The sequence below is a fragment of the Rhodovulum sp. FJ3 genome, from assembly GCF_032918305.1.
Lineage (GTDB): Bacteria > Pseudomonadota > Alphaproteobacteria > Rhodobacterales > Rhodobacteraceae > SAT37.
The window spans coordinates 136073-155299 of the sequence record NZ_JAWJUU010000003.1 but is presented as its reverse complement, the minus strand read 5'-3'; the positions used below and the strand labels follow the sequence as shown (position 1 = coordinate 155299).

The 19227-nt window shown below is 60.5% G+C and carries 17 protein-coding genes; 11 read left to right on the top strand and 6 right to left on the bottom strand.

The genetic code is table 11. The features are described from left to right. Positions 1-38: 38 nt before the first annotated feature. Together R1W00_RS09785 and R1W00_RS09780 are read left to right on the top strand one after the other, a co-directional pair. Positions 39-626 (top strand): TetR/AcrR family transcriptional regulator, encoded by a 588-nt coding sequence (locus R1W00_RS09785; protein WP_317262556.1) that lies wholly within the window; start codon positions 39-41, stop codon positions 624-626. Between the two features lie 60 nt (positions 627-686). Next, positions 687-1169: a hypothetical protein gene (locus R1W00_RS09780; protein ID WP_317262555.1), complete on the top strand. Its 483-nt coding sequence runs from the start codon at positions 687-689 to the stop codon at positions 1167-1169. A 7-nt stretch (positions 1170-1176) separates the two neighbouring features. On the opposite strand, the gene R1W00_RS09775 is transcribed toward R1W00_RS09780, so the two are convergent. Genes R1W00_RS09775 through R1W00_RS09765 form a run of 3 tightly spaced genes read right to left on the bottom strand, consistent with a single transcriptional unit; the run spans position 1177 to position 4127 of the window. Continuing rightward, the gene (locus R1W00_RS09775; protein ID WP_317262554.1) at positions 1177-1773 is read right to left on the bottom strand and encodes a hypothetical protein; all 597 of its coding nucleotides are present in this window, start codon (positions 1771-1773) and stop codon (positions 1177-1179) included. Positions 1774-1777: 4 nt separating this feature from the next. Beyond that, on the bottom strand, positions 1778-2326 hold the full coding sequence (locus R1W00_RS09770; protein ID WP_317262553.1) for a TadE/TadG family type IV pilus assembly protein: 549 nt from the start codon (positions 2324-2326) through the stop codon (positions 1778-1780). A 10-nt stretch (positions 2327-2336) separates the two neighbouring features. Next, complete coding sequence (locus R1W00_RS09765; protein WP_317262552.1) at positions 2337-4127, bottom strand: TadE/TadG family type IV pilus assembly protein; 1791 nt, start codon at positions 4125-4127, stop codon at positions 2337-2339. Between the two features lie 317 nt (positions 4128-4444). Between R1W00_RS09765 and R1W00_RS09760 the strand changes: the two genes are divergently transcribed. From R1W00_RS09760 to ribD, 7 genes are all read left to right on the top strand, one after another. Further along, complete coding sequence (locus tag R1W00_RS09760) at positions 4445-5875, top strand: Glu/Leu/Phe/Val dehydrogenase (protein ID WP_317262551.1); 1431 nt, start codon at positions 4445-4447, stop codon at positions 5873-5875. Positions 5876-5945: 70 nt separating this feature from the next. Further along, positions 5946-7955 (top strand): DNA primase, encoded by a 2010-nt coding sequence (gene dnaG / locus R1W00_RS09755; protein ID WP_317262550.1) that lies wholly within the window; start codon positions 5946-5948, stop codon positions 7953-7955. Between the two features lie 119 nt (positions 7956-8074). Then, entirely contained in the window at positions 8075-10060 is a 1986-nt protein-coding gene (gene rpoD / locus R1W00_RS09750; protein WP_317262549.1) for an RNA polymerase sigma factor RpoD, read from the top strand. A 70-nt stretch (positions 10061-10130) separates the two neighbouring features. Next, a complete protein-coding gene (locus tag R1W00_RS09745) occupies positions 10131-10508 on the top strand; it encodes a hypothetical protein (RefSeq protein ID WP_317262548.1) in 378 nt (125 codons plus the stop codon). A 25-nt stretch (positions 10509-10533) separates the two neighbouring features. Beyond that, on the top strand, positions 10534-10950 hold the full coding sequence (locus tag R1W00_RS09740) for a secondary thiamine-phosphate synthase enzyme YjbQ (RefSeq protein ID WP_317262547.1): 417 nt from the start codon (positions 10534-10536) through the stop codon (positions 10948-10950). Between the two features lie 109 nt (positions 10951-11059). Continuing rightward, the gene (gene nrdR, locus R1W00_RS09735; RefSeq protein WP_317262546.1) at positions 11060-11527 is read left to right on the top strand and encodes a transcriptional regulator NrdR; all 468 of its coding nucleotides are present in this window, start codon (positions 11060-11062) and stop codon (positions 11525-11527) included. A gap of 11 nt (positions 11528-11538) precedes the next feature. Next, the gene (gene ribD, locus R1W00_RS09730; RefSeq protein WP_317262545.1) at positions 11539-12645 is read left to right on the top strand and encodes a bifunctional diaminohydroxyphosphoribosylaminopyrimidine deaminase/5-amino-6-(5-phosphoribosylamino)uracil reductase RibD; all 1107 of its coding nucleotides are present in this window, start codon (positions 11539-11541) and stop codon (positions 12643-12645) included. Here ribD and R1W00_RS09725 read toward each other — a convergent pair. The 3 genes from R1W00_RS09725 to R1W00_RS09715 all read right to left on the bottom strand — a co-directional run bounded on the left by R1W00_RS09725 (position 12642) and on the right by R1W00_RS09715 (position 17218). Further along, positions 12642-14573, bottom strand: coding sequence for a capsular polysaccharide biosynthesis protein (locus R1W00_RS09725; RefSeq protein ID WP_317262544.1), 1932 nt, complete (start codon positions 14571-14573; stop codon positions 12642-12644). The two genes, ribD and R1W00_RS09725, sit on opposite strands and share 4 nt — an antisense overlap. A gap of 105 nt (positions 14574-14678) precedes the next feature. After that, positions 14679-15782, bottom strand: a complete 1104-nt coding sequence (locus tag R1W00_RS09720; RefSeq protein WP_317262543.1) for a polysaccharide biosynthesis/export family protein — start codon at positions 15780-15782, stop codon at positions 14679-14681. Between the two features lie 125 nt (positions 15783-15907). Then, positions 15908-17218, bottom strand: coding sequence for a capsular biosynthesis protein (locus tag R1W00_RS09715; protein WP_317262542.1), 1311 nt, complete (start codon positions 17216-17218; stop codon positions 15908-15910). A gap of 182 nt (positions 17219-17400) precedes the next feature. Here R1W00_RS09715 and R1W00_RS09710 point away from each other — a divergent pair, with 182 nt between their 5' ends. Then, positions 17401-18012, top strand: coding sequence for a riboflavin synthase (locus R1W00_RS09710; RefSeq protein ID WP_317262541.1), 612 nt, complete (start codon positions 17401-17403; stop codon positions 18010-18012). 124 nt (positions 18013-18136) lie between these two features. After that, positions 18137-19222 (top strand): 3,4-dihydroxy-2-butanone-4-phosphate synthase, encoded by a 1086-nt coding sequence (gene ribB, locus R1W00_RS09705; RefSeq protein WP_317262540.1) that lies wholly within the window; start codon positions 18137-18139, stop codon positions 19220-19222. Positions 19223-19227 lie beyond the last annotated feature (5 nt).

Genomic DNA, 19227 nt, shown 5'->3' with positions numbered 1-19227 from the left:
GGGCTTGATCTGAACGATTGTTCATTTATCACTGACCCATGGCACGCAAAACCGGATCGCATTCTGAAATCACCGGCCCCCTGATCCGTCAGGCCGCCGAAGAGCTGTTCGCGGAACATGGCTATGCGGCCGTGTCGATGCGCCAGATCGCGGCCAAGGTCGGCGTGCAGGCCGGTGCCCTCTATAATTACACGGCGGACAAGCAGAGCCTGCTGTTTGATATGATGCAGGCGCATATGGATGACCTGCTGGCCGCGTGGGGCGCCGAGGAGAAGGGGCAGGGGCCCATGGACGCGTTAGAGGCGTTCACGCGGTTTCACATCCGCTATCACCTTGCGCGGCCCAAGGCCGTGTTCATCGCCTATATGGAACTGCGCAACCTGACGCCCGAAAACTTTCAGGTGATCGAGGATCTGCGAAAGACCTATGAGACCCACCTTGAGGACATTCTGCAGGCGGGCAAGGACGACGGGGCCTTTACCCTTGCGGACACGAAACTGGCGGCGATGGCGGTGATTGCGATGCTGACCGGTGTGACCACGTGGTACCGCGATGACGGGCGTCTGACACAGGACCGGATTGAACGGGTCTATTGGAATATGGTGCGCAAGGCCGTCGGGGCCTGATCCCCGTTTTACATTCGCGCATGTGTCGTTATACGGGCCTTGCAACCCAAGGAGAGCGCGATGACGTCCACCCCCCATGCAAGTGTATCAGCTTCTGCAGGCCGCCGTGTGGCGGGCTTTGTGACCCTTTACGGTCTTGGGGCGCTGTTGATCTATCTGGGGGCCACGCACGGCTTTAGCGGCGTTCTGTGGCGGGTGTTCGTTCTGGCCATCGGGGTTGGGGCGTTGATGATGGGCGAACGGATGCGCCGCGCGACGTCGATGGAGATCCTGTTGACGGATGAGGGGTTGGTGACCAGCGATGGCACGGTTCTGGCGGCACGCGACAACATCGCCAAGGTGGATCGTGGTACCTTTGCGGTGAAACCGTCCAACGGGTTCTCGGTGATCCTGAAAACGAAACAGCCGTTCCTGTGGGCGCCGGGTCTTTATTGGCGGTTCGGCAAACGTCTTGGGATCGGGGGCGTCACCGCCCCCGCCGCATCGAAATACATGTCGGAAATGTTGATGGCGTCGCTGGCCGATGAGGCGGCCAACGACTGATCCCTGATTAGGACGTGCCGTCGTCCTGACCGGCCAGCGGGATCGACGGCATAAACCGCGGACGCGTCACCACGATGTTTTCAAACCGGTCAAGGTCCAGACCGACCTTGTCCCAATTCGTCTGAAAATCCGAACGCGTTTCGACGATGATGACCGTATCCAGCGCGGCCATAACGGGAATGTATTTCGCGTAATCGGCCAGTTCGGCTTGGGTCATGTCGGCATAGGTGCCCGTGCCGTGCGACCACAGCAGGGTTAGTTCGCGACTTGGGTTGTCGAGCGTGCATTCGGCTGTGCATTGGACCGATGTCACACGGATGCGACCGTCGTTGCCTTTGCCTGCAACCAGATATTTGAACACATTGCCCAGCCCGTTCAAGGTCGCGGGCGTGATCTGGGTGTTCTGACGGCTGATCATGTCCGAGATCGTATACGCGGCCTTCATGTTCACGTTGCGCGCCTGATAGCCTTGGAAAAAGACCATGCTGCCCACGTACCACCACACAAGGGCGGGCAGGATCAGAACAGCTTCGGCGACGAGGCTGGCGCGTTCATCGCGGGCGAATTCGGTGATGCGGTTGCGCAGTAGATGAAACAGGACCATGCGCTTAGTTCCCCTCGGGTTCGTTCACAAAGGCCGACGTCGCCGTCAGCGGAAAACCGTCTTCGTGCTGGGCCTGCATCGCAAGGGCAAGGCCCGCGCCTGGCAGGAACGGATCAATCAGAACGCAGGCGCGGATCAGGATCATTTCGTTCTCGACGCCCGGTTGGAACGACGTGGCGGGGTTCTGCGACTGGCTGCGGTCAATGCAGTTCGCCCCCGGATCGGGCGTTTGCCAGCCCGCATTGGTCACGTTGTACATTTCAAGCAGCAGTTGGTTTTCGCAATCGGCGATCATGTTGCCTGCGCCATCGCACACGGCCTCTTTGAGGATCTTTTCCGTAACCTTCGGCCATTTTCCAAGGCGCAGGTCGCGCACGGCAATATCAAGGCCACGGTCCAACATCGCCTGACGGATCAAAATCACCGACAGCTCAAAGCTGGACACAAACAGCGTGATAAACACCGGCACGATCAGAACAAAGTCCAGCGTGGCCGTGCCATCCTCGCGCCGTGTCAGGTCGCGCAAGCGGGTCAGGAAAGAGCGGATCGTCATATCATGTCCCTCAGTTGATCAGGCGCAGTTTGTTGATCGACCGCGCGATGCTGGCGAACACATCCGTCAGGGACGAACCGTCCGCTTCGTAGAAATGCCCTGCGGTCGTGGCGCAGTTCCTCAGGATCGCCTCACTGCTGGTCGTGGTTTCAAAGCCGACCGTGTAGACCAGAATGCTATTGTCACGGGCTACATCACAGCTGTTCAACAGACGCTCGTTCTTGACCGAACCGCCGTGATCCAGAACCGGATCGCTCAGCCAAGACCAGCCAGCGTACCATGCGGTCGTGAACTGCTGCCAAACCTCGGGATACGCCATCTGAACGGCGATAGAGCCCTCGGTCACGGTTTCGGTCGAGGTCGTGGTTGTCGTCGTACAGTCGCGGCCCCGCCACCAACGGCCACGGCTACAGGTCGTCGTGGTCGTCGTGGATTCATAGGACAGGCCCTTGCCATAGGGCTCGTCATACCATTGGCCGTCGCCGGTAAAGTAATATTCGTCGGTCGATGCGCGATAGATCGAATAGAAATCCTTGTTTGTCTTGTCGACATAGCGCCAGATCGGCGAGGGACCGCTGCGGAACTCTTGTTTCAGGTAGTGCTGGCTGGTGTTCACGCCGTCGGTCATCAGAACCACGACCTTGAGGCCTTTGGTTGTCGCCGGATCAAGCGGGCGGCCAGCAAAGTCCGGTTCGGTCGCCGTGGCGCCGCCGGTGCGATCCTCGGTGGCGAGGCTGCCGATGACCTTACCCATTTCGGGGTTCAACAGGGACACGCCCCATTTCATACCCAGATCAATCGACGTGTTGCCCGACGCATTCAGGTTGTTGATCAGGTGGTTCAGGTTTGAATGGTGGCCAACGAACGGGCGGATCGTGCGCCAGTCCTCAGTACGGCAGGTCCATGCGCCTGGCGTGCTGTCTGCACCGCGCCACGGATCGAAATGGCCCGTCCGATCGACCAGTTCCGTTGCCGACAAATCGTATTGGATAAAGTCCTCGGCCTGAAAGTCGACGCAATGCGACGAACGGTGTTCGCTGGTCACGTCATAAATCGTGTTGGGCGTATCACCCTCTGCAATGCCGACGTTGTCGATCGCATCCAGCAGGGCCTCGCCCACCACGACCTGTTCCGCATAAGGGATCAGCGAGATCGACACGACCCCCGGTTCGACCGAGCAGTTGCCCGACGAGTTCACCGGCGCATGCGGGTTGCACAGCATCATCCAGCCGAATTCTTTGGCCGCATCTTGCAGCTCATACAATTTGGATTTGCCCGAACTGGACGGATCACCCATCGAACCGGACACGTCCACAATCAGCGAAATTTCGATGTCGCCCGTGCCTTCCTCGGCCGAAGACGCGGCATAGGCGTTCATATACTCGACGCCCAGCATGTCCATGAACATGGTGTACACGCGCGCGTTTGCCGTGGCATCGACGCGGCGATAATTCAAAATTCCCTCCGAGGTCGGCGGGTCTACCTCGGTCGTGGACAGATATTGGGACAGGTTCGCCTTGGCGAAATAGTCCTCTACCACCGTTTTGGGGTCTTCGGTCTGGCTGAGGTCGGTGGCGGCCAGAACCGCACGGTCCAGCGTGTTTTGCAGGTTCACGCGGTTGGTTTCGTTGCGAACGATGTCGATCCCGATCCCGAGGCTCCAGAGCATCAGGATGAAGATGAACATCCCGAACAGAACCAACGAACCGGACTCATCGCGTCCAAAGCGCTTCATCAGGGCCTGATACAGTCCCAGCACCTCAGTAGCGTTCATTTTCTGTTTCGAACGACGCAACCGCATCATCACACTTCCTCATACCCGAACCGCAGCCACGCGGAATTCCGTCCATACCAATGGACACACTTCACCCCGTCAAAAGACTACATCCTTTCGGGGTGGTGGTTTTGGGGCGCAAATGTGGCGAAATCTGGGAAGTTACTGAAAGATCGGAATTAAACGCGTTCAGGGGCGCGCATTGTTGCGCCGACCTGAACAGTGTTTGCAGAATTCCCGCATTTGGTGAGGGGCGCACCCTAACCGAGAGGTAACAGCTGCCGTTTACTCTTCTGATGGAAACTCAGCCGAGTCGCCCCATTTCATATTCGTAGGGAGGGAATATGGCAGTGATCAAAGAACCCAGTTTCCGGGAATCCGTGGACATCATGTTCAATCAGGCGGTTGCCCTGATGGACTTGCCGCCGGGGATCGAGGAGAAAATCCGCGTCTGTAACTCGACCTACACGGTCCGGTTCGGCGTGCGTCTGCGGGGACAGATGCATACGTTCACCGGCTATCGTTCGGTGCATTCGGAACATATGGAACCGGTCAAGGGCGGCATCCGCTATGCCTTGGCCGTGGATCAGGACGAGGTTGAGGCGCTTGCCGCGCTGATGACGTTCAAATGCGCGCTGGTCGAGGCGCCGTTCGGCGGCTCCAAGGGCGGCTTGTGCATTGATCCGCGTCAGTGGGAAGAGCATGAGCTTGAGCAAATCACGCGCCGCTTTGCGTTCGAATTGGTCAAGCGCGACCTGATCAATCCGTCCCAGAACGTACCGGCCCCCGACATGGGCACGGGCGAACGGGAAATGGCGTGGATCGCCGACACCTATCGTCGGATGAACACCACCGACATCAACGGCAACGCCTGTGTCACCGGTAAACCGGCCCATGCGGGCGGTATCCAAGGCCGGGTTGAGGCCACGGGACGCGGTGTTCAATATGCGCTGCGCGAATTCTTCCGTCACCCCGAGGACGTCAAGGCCGCCAATCTATCCGGTACGCTGGATGGCAAGCGCGTCATCGTGCAGGGTCTGGGCAACGTGGGCTATCACGCGGCCAAGTTCCTGCAGGAAGAGGACGGATCGCGCATCATCGGCATCATCGAACGCGACGGGGCGCTCTATAACCCCGACGGGTTGAATGTTGAAAAAGTGCGCGAATGGATCGTCAAGCACGGCGGCGTTTCGGGCTATCCCGATGCGACCCACCATGCCGAGGGCGGCGCGGTTCTGGAAGAAGAATGCGACATCCTGATCCCCGCCGCGCTTGAGGGCGTGATCAACATGGGCAACGCCGAACGCATCAAGGCGCCCCTGATCATCGAGGCCGCGAACGGTCCCGTCACCGCCGGTGCCGACGACATCCTGCGCAAGAAAGGCACGGTGATCATCCCCGACATGTATGCCAACGCGGGCGGTGTGACGGTGTCCTATTTCGAATGGGTCAAGAACCTCAGCCACATCCGGTTTGGCCGTATGCAGCGCCGCCAAGAAGAGGCGCGGCATGAATTGATCGTCAAGGAACTGGAACGTCTGGACGACTTCCTTGGCGACAAATGGTCGATGACCCCCGACTTTAAGGCGCAATACCTGCGCGGGGCGGGCGAGCTGGAGCTGGTGCGCTCGGGTCTGGATGACACCATGCGCACGGCCTATCAGGCCATTTCCAGCATGTGGCACAGCCGCGATGACGTGCGTGACCTGCGAACTGCGGCCTATTTGGTGGCCATCGGTCGCGTCGCGGGCAGCTATACCGCCAAGGGGCTATAGGCGCGAAAACGCGGTCATCGTGACGGGGCCATGGCTGGACTTTGGCCCCGTCACACACGATATTACCGGGATGAGCTTGCCCCCCGGATTCTTAGACGAATTGCGAACACGTGTGTCCCTGTCCCAAGTGGTCGGGCGCAAAGTCATGTGGGACAAGCGCAAGTCGAACCAGGGCAAGGGCGACATGTGGGCGCCGTGCCCGTTCCACCACGAAAAAACCGCGTCTTTTCATGTGGATGACCGCAAGGGGTTCTATTACTGCTTTGGCTGTCACGCCAAGGGCGACGCCCTGTCGTTCATTCAGGAAACGGAAAACGTCGGGTTCATGGAGGCGGTGGAAATCCTTGCCGGTGAGGCGGGGATGCCCATGCCCGCCCGCGATCCCAAGGCCGCGCAAAAGGCCGACCGCCGCACCCAGTTGATCGAGGTGATGGAGCAAGCCGTCCAGTTCTTTCGCCTGCAACTCAAGACCGGATCGGCGGGGCCTGCGCGCGATTATCTGGCCGGTCGTGGATTGTCGCCTGCCGCGCTTGACCGGTGGGAAATCGGGTTCGCGCCGGATGGGTGGCAGAACCTGTGGGACCACCTGACGGGCAAGGGCGTTGCGCCCGATCTGATCCTGGCTGCCGGTCTGGCCAAACCATCCGATCGCGGCAAGAACCCCTATGACGTGTTTCGCAACCGGATCATGTTCCCGATCCGTGATGCGCGGGGGCGGGCCATCGCCTTTGGCGGGCGGGCCATGGACCCCAATGACAACGCGAAATACCTGAACTCGCCCGAGACCGACCTGTTTGATAAGGGGCGCAGCCTGTACAACCACGGCCCCGCGCGTGAGGCCGCAGGGCGTGAGGATAACCCCCTGATCGTGGCCGAAGGCTATATGGACGTGATCGCCCTGTCCGAGGCGGGGTTCCGTGCGACCGTGGCCCCCCTTGGTACAGCGGTGACCGAGCATCAGTTGCACATGCTGTGGCGCATTTCGCCCGAGCCGGTCATCGCGCTGGACGGGGATACGGCGGGTTTGCGCGCGGCGATGCGGGTGATCGACCTTGCGCTGCCGCTGCTCGAGGCGGGCAAGGGGCTGCGCTTTGCGATTATGCCGGCGGGGCAGGACCCCGATGACGTCATCCGCGCCGGTGGGCCTGAGGCCGTGGCGGACGTTCTGGCGCAGGCGCAACCGATGGTGCGTCTTCTGTGGCAACGCGAAACCGAAGGCAAGGTGTTCGACAGCCCCGAGCGCAAGGCGGCATTGGACAAAGAGCTGCGCATCGCGATTTCCAAGATCAAGGACCCGTCGCTAAAGCTGCACTATGGGCAGGAGATCAAAGCCCTGCGCGAAGAGCTGTTCGGCTATCAACCTGCGGCGCGTCGCGAATGGTCGGGCGAACGATCCTTTGGTGGCGGGTTCGGCGGCAAGGGTGGGCGCGGTCGTGCCCCGTGGCGCGGTGCCGCGGCCCCCGTTCTGAGCAGCACAAAGACCTCGACCCTTGTGACCGCGACGCCCGAACACCACGCCGAAATGCGTGAGGCGGTGATCTTGGCGACCCTGATCACGCATCCCTGTCTGATTGAGGAATTCGAGGGGGAACTGGAACGCCTGCACCCCCGCACCGAGGATCACCACCGCATTTGCACCACGCTGATCACGATGCTGGATGAAGAGATGCCGACCGATCTGCGTGCCGATTTGACCGCACGCATCGGACCCGCCCCCCTTGAAAAGCTGTTCCGTCAGAGCCATGTCCAGATTGCCCCGCCCATGCGCAATCCACATGATACGGAAAAGGCCCGACTGTGTATTTCAGAAGAACTGGCCAAGTTACGCGTCGCAGAGGGGGCAGAAACAGAAATCGAGGATGCGATCAGCGAGCTGTCACTGGCCGAGGACGAGCGCCTGACATGGCGTTTGCGCCAATTGGCCGACCAACGCAGCCGCATGGGCCGCAGCGGGGATGAGGATAAGGCGGATTTTGACATCGGCCCGAACGGGGCGCGGATGGACCGAGATGAGCGAAACGCCTTTGACGAACTGCTGGGCAAGATCGGATTTTCAAAGGACCAAGGGGGGGCATCGTGACGTTCTGGCGACGATGCCTTAAAGAAAACACGGTTAAACGGGTGCGCATCTTTTTGATTCGCGATATTGATTCGGACGATGCAGATTCCGAATCAGCTTCCCGCTTATAGGAGCAACGAATGGCCGCAAAAGATAACGACGACCGTAAGAACGACGATCAGGACGATGACGTATCCCTGGACATGAGCCAGGCCGCCGTCAAAAAGATGATCGCCGAAGCGCGGGAGCGGGGCTATATCACCTACGAGCAGTTGAACCAGGTTCTGCCGCCCGATCAGGTGTCTTCGGAACAGATTGAGGACGTGATGTCCATGCTCAGTGAAATGGGCATCAATATCATCGAGGAAGAAGACGCCGAAGAGGACGATCAAAAAGGGTCGACCGCCGTCGTTCAGACCTCGAGCGCGCGCGAAGTCGCCGTATCGACAACCGAGACCGAAAAGCTGGACCGGACGGACGATCCGGTGCGCATGTACCTGCGCGAAATGGGCTCGGTCGAACTCTTGTCGCGTGAGGGCGAGATCGCCATCGCGAAACGGATCGAGGCCGGTCGCAACACCATGATCCTGGGCCTCTGCGAGAGCCCGCTGACCTTTCAGGCGATCACCATCTGGCGCGACGAACTTCTGAACGAAGAAATTCTGCTGCGCGATGTGATCGACCTTGATGCGACCTTTGGCCGTTCGATGGAAGACGACGAGGAAGAAGAGCCCGTTGTCAGCAACCTGAACGTCAACGCCGCACCCAAGAAAGAAGAGAACAGCCAGCCCGAGCTGGACGCCGACGGCAACCCGATCAACAACGACGACGACGACGATGATGATGAGCAGGCCAACATGTCGCTGGCCGCGATGGAAGCCGCGCTTAAGCCGCGCGTGCTGGAAACGCTGGACCTGATCGCGCGCGACTATGGCCAATTGGCCGAGATGCAGGACTTGCGGATGTCGGCGACCCTGATGGAGGACAACTCGTTCTCGGCAGGCGAAGAAGAGGCCTATCAGAAACTGCGCGCCGAGATCGTTGAACTGGTGAACTCGCTTCACCTGCACAACAACCGGATTGAGGCCCTGATCGACCAGCTTTATGGCATCAACCGCAAGATCATGTCGATCGACAGCGCACTGGTAAAGCTGGCAGACCAAGCTCGCATCAACCGTCGCGAGTTCATCGAGGAATATCGCGGCTTCGAATTGGACCCGACGTGGCTTGACCGTATGACCGAGAAATCCGGTCGCGGCTGGCAGGCGTTCATCGAACGCTCGGGCGACAAGGTCGTCGATCTGCGCGCTGAAATGGCCCAAGTCGGGCAATATGTCGGCGTCGACATCAGCGAATTCCGCCGCATTGTCCAACAGGTGCAAAAGGGTGAAAAAGAGGCCCGTCAGGCCAAGAAAGAGATGGTTGAGGCCAACCTGCGCCTCGTGATCTCGATCGCCAAGAAATACACCAACCGCGGCCTGCAATTCCTTGATCTTATTCAGGAAGGTAACATCGGCCTGATGAAGGCGGTGGACAAATTCGAATACCGTCGCGGGTATAAATTCTCGACCTATGCGACGTGGTGGATCCGTCAGGCGATCACCCGTTCGATCGCCGATCAGGCCCGCACGATCCGTATTCCGGTCCACATGATCGAAACGATCAACAAGCTGGTCCGGACCGGTCGTCAGATGCTGCACGAAATCGGTCGCGAACCCACGCCCGAGGAACTGGCAGACAAGCTGCAGATGCCGCTGGATAAGGTCCGCAAGGTGATGAAAATCGCCAAGGAGCCGATCAGCCTCGAAACCCCGATCGGGGATGAGGAAGACAGCCAGCTGGGCGATTTCATTGAGGATAAGAACGCCGTTCTGCCGTTGGACAGCGCGATTCAGGAAAACCTCAAGGAAACCACGACCCGCGTTCTGGCCTCGCTCACCCCGCGTGAGGAACGGGTCCTGCGGATGCGGTTCGGCATCGGTATGAACACCGATCACACCCTCGAAGAGGTCGGCCAACAGTTCAGCGTGACCCGCGAACGGATCCGTCAGATCGAGGCCAAGGCGCTGCGGAAACTCAAACATCCCAGCCGCTCGCGCAAACTGCGCAGCTTCTTGGATCAGTAATCAAAAGCGCCCTTCGGGGCGCTTTTTTGTTTTCACATTTTGATCCTCGTTGAGGGTTGCGTTTTTTCACATGCTAGCGAATTATTTGGGTGAAGTTTTTCTGTTAATTATTCCTGAGGTTGAAATGGCCTTTAGTTATCGTGAAACTCAGATCGTAAAAGGTATGCTTGCGCGTGGAGATAAACAGCACGATATTGCTTCCTTTTTCGGTGTGAATGGTGGTCGAATAGCGGAAGTCTCTACCGGTAAATGTGATTACCCTAGCGCTCCGGCAGCGGCGGAAGACCGATTGCCTCCTCCCGGACCCTATGTTGGTGCAAAAACAGTTTTCGAGATCGAAGAGATTTTGTTCGAGGCGAAAGAACTCATCGCAGGTGCGGGTGTTAAAAGTAGCGAGACGGAGGTCGCACTAGACTCTATTGAGACGGCTCTCAAGAAGCTAAGGTAGTATAAGTCTGGGTCTAAGAGGCTTCATGCAAACGATTTTCGATATCCCGACACGCGGGCAGGGCCTGTATGAGTTCACCGATCAGGTTGCGGCATGGGTGGATGGGGCCGATGACGGTCTGCTGACCCTTTTGGTGCGCCACACCTCGGCCAGCCTATTGATCCAAGAAAACGCCGACCCCGAGGTGCGCACGGATATGCGCAACTTTTTCGCGCGTCTGGTGCCGCCGTCCGATCACCCGTCGATGTCCTATCTGACCCACACCTACGAGGGGCCCGACGATATGCCCGCGCATATCAAGGCCGCGATGTTGCCTGTCAGCCTGTCGATCCCCGTCGCGGCGGGGCGGATGATGCTGGGCACATGGCAGGGGATTTACCTGTTCGAACATCGCAACGCCCCGCATCGCCGTCAGGTCGCCGCCCATTTTCTGGCGGGGTGAGTCGCAAACGCATCATATTTCTAGTGGTTAAAATTCAGCACTACCCAAAGTGTGGGCGCGTCCCTATAGTGGCTGTGGATAACTGCTAGATCACACCGAGGTACAGGCGATGCGCTGTCCGTTTTGCCAGAATGTCGATACCCAAGTGAAGGACTCGCGGCCTGCTGAAGACCACGTTGCGATCCGACGCCGCCGCTTCTGTCCCGCCTGTGGGGGGCGGTTTACGACCTATGAACGCGTGCAACTGCGCGACCTGACCGTCATCAAATCGAACGGTCGCCGCGAAGATTTTGATCGGGATAAGCTGGAACGCTCAATCCGGATCGCATTGCAAAAACGCCCCGTGGAACCGGATCGCCGTGATCAGATGATTTCGGGCATCGTGCGCCGGCTTGAGAGCATGGGCGACACCGACATCGCGTCCAAAACTATTGGCGAAATCGTGATGGAAAGCCTCGCGCGGATCGACACGGTGGCCTATGTGCGCTTTGCCAGCGTCTATAAGAATTTCCAAGCCGCAGACGATTTTGACAAGTTTGTCAGTGAGTTGCGGCCGCCCGTCACCCCCGAAGAGTGAGCAGTCCCGCAATGGATCGCCGATTTATGGCGCTGGCCCTGTCGATGGGGCGGCGCGGGATGGGCAAATGCTGGCCCAATCCTGCGGTGGGCTGTGTGATCGTTAAGGATGGCGTGATTGTCGGGCGCGGCTGGACCCAACCTGGTGGCCGTCCCCACGCCGAGGTCGTCGCCTTGGCCCAAGCGGGCCAAGCCGCGCGCGGCGCAACCGCCTATGTCACCCTCGAACCCTGTGCCCATACCGGCAAAACGGGACCCTGCGCCGAGGCATTGGTCAACGCCGGTATCGCCCGCGTTGTGTCCGCCATGACGGACCCCGATCCGCGCGTCGCGGGGCAGGGGCACGCGATATTGGAACGCGCTGGCGTGTCCGTTACCGTCGGTGTGCGCGGCGAAGAGGCCGCGGCGGACCATTGGGGGTTCCTGCAGAACCGCGTTGAGGGGCGCCCGTTCGTAACCCTGAAGCTGGCCAATTCATTTGATGGGCGTATCGCCACCGCAACGGGCGAAAGCCAATGGATCACCGGTCCCGAGGCGCGCCATCTGGTCCATGCCATGCGCGATTGCCACGATGCGGTGATGGTGGGGGGCGGCACGGCGCGCGCCGATGATCCGCAACTGACCGTGCGTGGGTTTGGCGCGCGGGCCCAGCCCCTGCGCGTGATCTGTGCGCGGCGGTTGGATTTGCCCCTGTCGGGTCGGTTGATCGCGACGGCGGCCGAGGTGCCGACGGTGATTTGCCATGGGGACGATGCGCCCTCTGAGCTACGCGATGCATGGGCCGGTGCCGGTGCGCGGTTGGTGCCTGTGGCGGTCGCGCCCGGTGGGCATCTGGATATGGCGGCTGTTCTGGCGGAACTCGGCACGCTGGGCGTCACGCGCGTGTTTTGCGAAGGCGGGGGCAGTTTGGCGGCGTCGCTGTTGAACGCGGGTCTGGTTGATCAACTGATCGGCTTTACCGCCGGTGTGGCCCTCGGGGCCGAGGGGCGTCCGTCCCTTGGCGCGATGGGGATTGATCGTCTGGCCGAGGCGCCACGATTTGACCTGATCCACACGGCACAGATTGGCGCGGATGTCCTGCACATCTGGCAGCGTCCGAACCCGTTTCTGGGCGACTAACGCCAGAGCGACGCGCGGCTTGCAAACAGGCCCTGAAGTTTCGACAGGCTGCGGTTGAATGGTCCGGGCATTGGCACCGTGCCCTGTTCCAACCGTGTCAAAATCACCTCGGGTGGGGCGGGTGTGCGCGTCACCGGATCGAAATAGCGCGGATATCCGATCAACACCGCATGGGTCAGCGCGATCACATCCGGCCGCGCGCCGCGCCGCGCCGGTGTCGGGGCCAGATCGCGGGTCAGACCCCAACCCGCATAGAACGGCGCGCCAAGACATGTCACCGGAACCCCGCGCAATAGCGCCTCAAACCCCGTGGTTGAGGTCAGGGTCCACACTTCATCCACCCTCAACAAAAGCCCGCCCATGTCACCCTCCGGCATGACCCGATCGGCCAGCGTCAGAATCTGATCCGGCACCGCGCCGTCGCGTAATCCGGCCACCACGTCGGGGTGCGGTTTGTAGATGATATAGGCGTCCGGATTGTCTGCGCGCGCACGGCGCAACAGGTCCGCGTTGGTTTTCACCTCGCCCGTCGCGCCCTTGGTGATGGACGCGTCATCGCCGACCTGACCGGGCACCAGAATAACGTGCCGGTCGTCGGGAATATCCGCCGCGACGTCGCCCGCCAGATTGTATTTGGTCAGGTTTGCATCCGTGATCCGCGTGATCAAACGCTCGGCGCGACGGCGTTCGCCTTCGGGTAAATTGGGCGCGGCATTTATGAGGTCCTCAAGGTCGCTGGGCGCGGTCGGGTCATAGTAAATTCCCCGCCGATCCAGCGCCAGAGACAGGGGCGGGACCAACTCGGCCCCCAATCCGCGCGACCGGATCACCCCGTCTTCGACCCGTGCGGCCGTGTCAGGGGCCTGATCCGCCTTGTTCGCCCAAACCATAGCGGGACGATCCCCGCGCGGCGTGTCGGTAAACCGCATCCCGCCATAGCCGCCGTAGATACTGCGCATATGCGGACGTTTCCACAGACGCATCCCAACCGCGTCCCATCCAGCGTGATCGTCGCGCCACGCGCGCGCCTCGGCCTCAATCGTGGAAATCGCGTCCTCGATCGGGCAGAGACGGTCCAGATGCGGATCATACCACGTGGGCGCCAGCATCATCGCACCTGCGAACAATTGCGTGCGGGTCAGGGTTCGCGTGCGACGCGGCACGGGGTTTTCATCAAGGCTAAGACCCCAGCCGGAATAGAACGGTTGACCAAAGACGCGCGGCTTGTGCCCTGCCATGATCGCCTCAAACCCGAACTGGGACGACACGGTGTACACCCCGACCGCCCCGTCCAGCAGGGACCACGGCGACACCGGATCTGCAAACAGGGACACGCGGTGATTTTCGTCCTCGGGCCCGAAGTATCCTGCGCGGAAACCGGCGACAGTCTCGGGATGGGTCTTGATCAGGATTTGCGCGCCCGGATGTTCGATTTGTGCAAAAGCCAGCATCTCTTTGAACAGCGCGGAACCCGCGCCAGAGGCCCTGACCGAGGCATCATTCAGGGCCTGATCAATCACCAGAACATAGCCCGGCGCAGGGCAGGGCGCGTCTAGCAGGTGGGCGTTGTATTTGGAGAGGTGCAGGTGGCGAATGCGGCCTAATGCATCGCGTGCACGGGACAAAACCGCCCCATCATCCAGTGGGGCCGAAGACAGAATTTTCTCGATCCGAGAGGGGCTTGTCGGATCAAAGTAAAGTCCATCCTCATCAATGAGCACACCCAAAGGTCCGCGCCTGCCCGCGCGCCCCGGATGAATGGACCGGAGGAACGCGTCCTCAAACCTGACCAGAGGAACGCCGGTCTTTTGCGCCATTTTCTCACCGCGATGGGCGGTTGGCGACTTGCCCCAGACGCCAATCAGGTCGCCATCGCGCGGATAGCCCAGTGAAATGTCGAAATTGGACAGGTGTAAAATGCGTCGCAACTGGCGATTTGTTAGGAAACCGCCGTTAAAAACGCGCAGCCGCCGGCGTGGTTTCCCAGCGCCGGCGGCAAGATGTGGTTCGATGAACCGGTGGTCCATCAGGGTTTAGTTCCCGCTAAGAGAACCGACCGAGTTCACGCCAGCTGCGGTGCCGGTGATGATGCTAAGCGTTTTCTGCCATTGCACATACGGCGCCTCGGTCACGTAAACGGTGTCCCCGTCGCGGATCGAGAAATCGCGCGCCATGAACATGCCGGTGGGTTCGGTCAGATCGAGGACATAGACAATGCGCTGATCACCGCTCAGGTCGTTACGGGCCAGAACGGCGTTGGCGATTTCGGCGGGTTCATTGCGGAACACAAAGACGCCGGTCGGATCGGCAAGGTTCGTGTTCAACCCGCCCACCGTGGCAATCGCCTCAATCGCCGACAGGGTCTGGCTCTCGAACGGGACGATGCTCTGGGCACCGGTTGCACCAAGGGCGGAGTAGGCGCGGGTGTCTTCTTCGACCAGAATACGGTCGCCAGAGCGCAGCGCGATGTCCAACTCACCATGTTCATATAGATCCTGCAGCCAGACCGTGCCGCGTTCATTCCCGCGGATCAGGGTGATGCGGGCGATCTCTGGTTCGATCACGACGCCGCCCGCTTGGGCCAGCATCGCCGTCAGTGTGCGGGTCGGGCGTTCGATTGCGTAGACGCCTTGCGCGCCGACCTCACCGATCAGGGACACGGTCGCGCCATCACCGGCGACGCGACGCACCAAAACCTGCGGGTCGGGCGTTTGCGCGTCAAGTTTCTCGGTGATGATCTGGCGCAGACGTTCAGGGGTGTTGCCCGCCGCGCGGATGCGACCCGCGTAAGGCACAAAAATATACCCCGAGCCGTCGACCTGAACCTCTTCCAAAACGCTGCTGTTGACGCCGCGTTCGGCCAATAGACCCTCATCCACGTTCTCGTAAACCGTCAGACCAAGCGTGTCGCCCGGACGGATCACGTCAGACCCAGCAATCCCCGCATTCAACAGCGAGTTGGGAAAGCCAAGCGCGGGCACAACCGAGGTTGCGCGCGTCACGCGGTCATTGACGGACACAACGAATGCGTCGCCGCTTTTCTGGACGGAACCCTCGAAAATCTCACGTTTGCTGGGGCCGGACCGGGGCAAACCACAAGCCGCAACGGCGGCCACAAGCGCCAACAGGGCCACCATTCGGGCCCCACGGGAATATCGGATTGTCACTGCCTGCGCTCCTCGCGAAAACGAAACTGCCTTAATTTTTTTCCATAAGGGTACAGAATTTCGAACAAAAATCCAGTGGCTTGTGCGTCAAAAACCTATTTCACGACGACCAACTGTTGCCGAGGTGCCGCTGTTCCAGTGATCAGCGCGTCATAAGGATCGTCGGGGCATAGCATCAGATCGACCACTTGGCGCAGCAATTGCCGCCGTCCGCGCGCTGAATAGAACCCTCCGGCAAGCTGGGATGTCTCCAACAAAAATCGCCGGTAATCGCGATAGGCGCGGCTGTCGGGGCGGTTGGGTTGGGCGAAAAATTCGGCCAGTGGCAGGTCGGATACAAACTCCGGCTTCGCATAGACCGCATCGCCAAACACCTTAAGCGGCATCCCCCGCCACAGCACCTGTTGCGCGGCGGTTGAGTTCACGGTGATCGCACTGCGCGCCGAGTCCAACAGCCGCGCCAGTTTCCCGCCACGCACGTAATGCACGCGGTCATCTACGCCCAACTCTTTGGAAAGACGCCGCAATTCGGCGCGCAACGGCACGCGTCCGTCCTCAAGCGGATGGGCCTTGAACACCAGATGGTGGTGGCTGGGCGCGCCTTTGGCGAACCCCTCAAGCGTCACGCGCAGGAAATCGGTCATCGTGTCAAACGGGCCATGCGCGCGGAAACTGGCGTCATGTTCCAGTTGCAAAAGGACCAGATGATAGGGAAAGCCGCCGTGTTTGATCCGTTGGGTCGCGACGAACCGTTCCAGCGCCTGAAACGGCATCAACAAGAGGCGCCGCAGGTACAGCTGAAACTCGCGGGTCACGGGGATGGACCTGTGCGGTTTGAAATTGGCGTAGCGTTTGTTCCAGAACATCACAAAGTGATGGTAGAGCGCGCCGTAAAAGATGTGATGCCGCATGTCGCCCCAATGGGCGGGGGCGTCGGGTTGGTCGGGATCGACGCGTTCCAACGTGCGCTGCATCTCGGCGACGCTCATATCCATCAGGCGCGAATGCCCGTTGGATCCACCGCGCTCATAGGTCACCCAATAGGGGCGCAGATAGCCCTCTTCGAAGACATGGATGCCAAGGCCCAGTTCACGCGCGATTTCGACCGCATGGGCGTGGATGGGACGGGTGTCGCCATAGAGAACGATGTCTGTGATCCCGCGTTCGCCACAGATGTCGCGAAACCGGTCGGGCCATGTGTCGGCGGCGTCAAGGAACGGAATATAAGTGGACTTGTGCGGCCAAAACGCCTGATCCCCGCGATTGAACCCCACGCGCCAGACCTCGGCGCCCGAGGCGCGCAACATCTTGCCAAGCTTGGCAAAAAACGGCCCGTGCGGCCCCTGTAGAAACAGAAAGACGCGGTCTTTGCCAATCTGGGTTTTCATCATGCGTGCGGTCATCATTACGGTCCCTGATACACGCGGTTATGCACTCAGGTCACTGGGAATTCGTTAACTCTCTTGGGTATACGCACTGAAATAAGACGCTTTTAGGGCGTGTTGCAGGAATTCACAGGGTCGTGGCACGGCTTGCCCTTGAGACATAGTCGCGCTACGCCGGTGTCAGGGTCAAAAAGGAACGGACCATGTTCACAGGAATTATTACCGATATCGGTGTGGTGAAATCGCTTACGCAACGCGGGGATCTGACGGCGCGCATTGGCACGTCCTATGACCCTGATGGAATTGCGCTGGGTGCGTCGATTGCGTGTGATGGTGTGTGCCTGACGGTCACGGCCAAGGGGCAGGGTGACGATATGGCGTGGTTTGACGTCGATATCTCGGCCGAGACCGTGTCGAAAACCGCCGTTGGCGCATGGGTCGTCGGTCGTCGTCTGAACCTCGAACGCGCGCTGAAGCTCGGTGATGAACTGGGCGGGCATATCGTGTCGGGGCATGTCGATGGTGTGGCCGAGGTGATCGCTATGGCCGATGAGGGCGACAGCACCCGCGTCACCCTGCGCGCGCCTGATGATCTGGCCCGCTATATCGCGCCCAAGGGCTCGGTCGCGCTGAACGGCACCTCCCTGACCGTGAATGAGGTGTCGGGCACCGATTTCGGCATCAACTTTATCCCCCACACCAAAGAGGCCACCACTTGGGGTGACGCAGCGGTCGGGGATCGCATCAACCTCGAGATCGACACGCTGGCGCGTTATGTCGCGCGTTTGGGGGAATGGCAGGCGGCGAGCGCGTAACCGCCGTCGCCTTCGCCCCCCAAGGGGGCGATTATCGCTTTGCCTCGGTGTCACGCATGGTGTTTACAAGGGGGCGGAAACGCGCGCCACGACTGTGCCCCGCAGGGGGCGAAAGGACCATAGGATGAGCCAAGAGTTCACCGCCGCTATTTCGTCAATCGAAGACATCCTTGAGGATGCCCGCAACGGGCGCATGTTCATTCTGGTGGATCATGAGGACCGCGAGAATGAGGGCGATCTGGTGATCCCCGCGCAGATGGCAACGCCCGAGGTCATCAATTTTATGGCCACGCATGGGCGCGGGTTGATCTGTCTGACCCTGCTCGGGGACCGGATCGACGCGCTGAACCTGCCGTTGATGGCGTCCAACAACTCGTCTCGCCACGAAACCGCGTTCACCGTGTCGATCGAGGCGCGCGAAGGTGTCAGCACCGGCATTTCCGCCCATGACCGCGCGCGCACCATCGCCGTGGCGATTGATCCCCAGAAATCCGCCGCCGACATCGCAACGCCCGGCCACGTGTTCCCGCTGCGCGCCCGCGATGGCGGTGTTCTGGTGCGGGCAGGCCATACCGAGGCCGCGACCGATGTGGCCCGTCTGGCCGGTCTCTCGCCCGCCGGTGTGATTTGCGAGATCATGAACACCGACGGCACTATGGCGCGTCTGCCCGACCTGATCCCGTTTGCACAGGAACATGGCCTCAAGATCGGGACGATTTCCGATCTGATCGCCTATCGCCGTCGCTATGACAACCTTGCGCAGGGCGGCGCGGCACAGACCGTCACCTCGGCCATTGGCGGGGACTGGGACATGCGCCTGTTCACCGACACGACCCAAGGGGCCGAGCACATCGTCCTGTCCAAGGGCGATATCACCACCGATGATCCCGTTCTGGTGCGCATGCACGCGCTGAACCCGCTGGAGGACGCGCTGGGCATCGGGGCGAAATCCGGCGAATTGTCCCGCGCGATGGACATCATTGCAGACGCAGGGCGCGGGGTTGTGGTTCTGTTGCGGGACACCGATATGCGTATGACCCCCGAAGAGGGCGACGCGCCGCGCAAACTGCGCCAATATGGCGTGGGCGCACAAATTCTGGCGGCGCTGGGTGTGGGGGATATGACCCTGCTGACCAATTCGCCCGCCCCGCGTGTTGTGGGATTGGACGGCTATGGCCTGACGATCCTTGGCACCCAACCGATTGCATAAGGACG

Coding starts and splice junctions, on each gene's coding strand:
- R1W00_RS09785 (WP_317262556.1), top strand. CDS start 39: ATGGCACGCAAAACCGGATCGCATTCTGAAATCACCGGCCCCCTGATC.
- R1W00_RS09780 (WP_317262555.1), top strand. CDS start 687: ATGACGTCCACCCCCCATGCAAGTGTATCAGCTTCTGCAGGCCGCCGT.
- R1W00_RS09775 (WP_317262554.1), bottom strand. CDS start 1,773: ATGGTCCTGTTTCATCTACTGCGCAACCGCATCACCGAATTCGCCCGC.
- R1W00_RS09770 (WP_317262553.1), bottom strand. CDS start 2,326: ATGACGATCCGCTCTTTCCTGACCCGCTTGCGCGACCTGACACGGCGC.
- R1W00_RS09765 (WP_317262552.1), bottom strand. CDS start 4,127: ATGCGGTTGCGTCGTTCGAAACAGAAAATGAACGCTACTGAGGTGCTG.
- R1W00_RS09760 (WP_317262551.1), top strand. CDS start 4,445: ATGGCAGTGATCAAAGAACCCAGTTTCCGGGAATCCGTGGACATCATG.
- dnaG (WP_317262550.1), top strand. CDS start 5,946: ATGAGCTTGCCCCCCGGATTCTTAGACGAATTGCGAACACGTGTGTCC.
- rpoD (WP_317262549.1), top strand. CDS start 8,075: ATGGCCGCAAAAGATAACGACGACCGTAAGAACGACGATCAGGACGAT.
- R1W00_RS09745 (WP_317262548.1), top strand. CDS start 10,131: ATGCTAGCGAATTATTTGGGTGAAGTTTTTCTGTTAATTATTCCTGAG.
- R1W00_RS09740 (WP_317262547.1), top strand. CDS start 10,534: ATGCAAACGATTTTCGATATCCCGACACGCGGGCAGGGCCTGTATGAG.
- nrdR (WP_317262546.1), top strand. CDS start 11,060: ATGCGCTGTCCGTTTTGCCAGAATGTCGATACCCAAGTGAAGGACTCG.
- ribD (WP_317262545.1), top strand. CDS start 11,539: ATGGATCGCCGATTTATGGCGCTGGCCCTGTCGATGGGGCGGCGCGGG.
- R1W00_RS09720 (WP_317262543.1), bottom strand. CDS start 15,782: ATGGTGGCCCTGTTGGCGCTTGTGGCCGCCGTTGCGGCTTGTGGTTTG.
- R1W00_RS09715 (WP_317262542.1), bottom strand. CDS start 17,218: ATGATGACCGCACGCATGATGAAAACCCAGATTGGCAAAGACCGCGTC.
- R1W00_RS09710 (WP_317262541.1), top strand. CDS start 17,401: ATGTTCACAGGAATTATTACCGATATCGGTGTGGTGAAATCGCTTACG.
- ribB (WP_317262540.1), top strand. CDS start 18,137: ATGAGCCAAGAGTTCACCGCCGCTATTTCGTCAATCGAAGACATCCTT.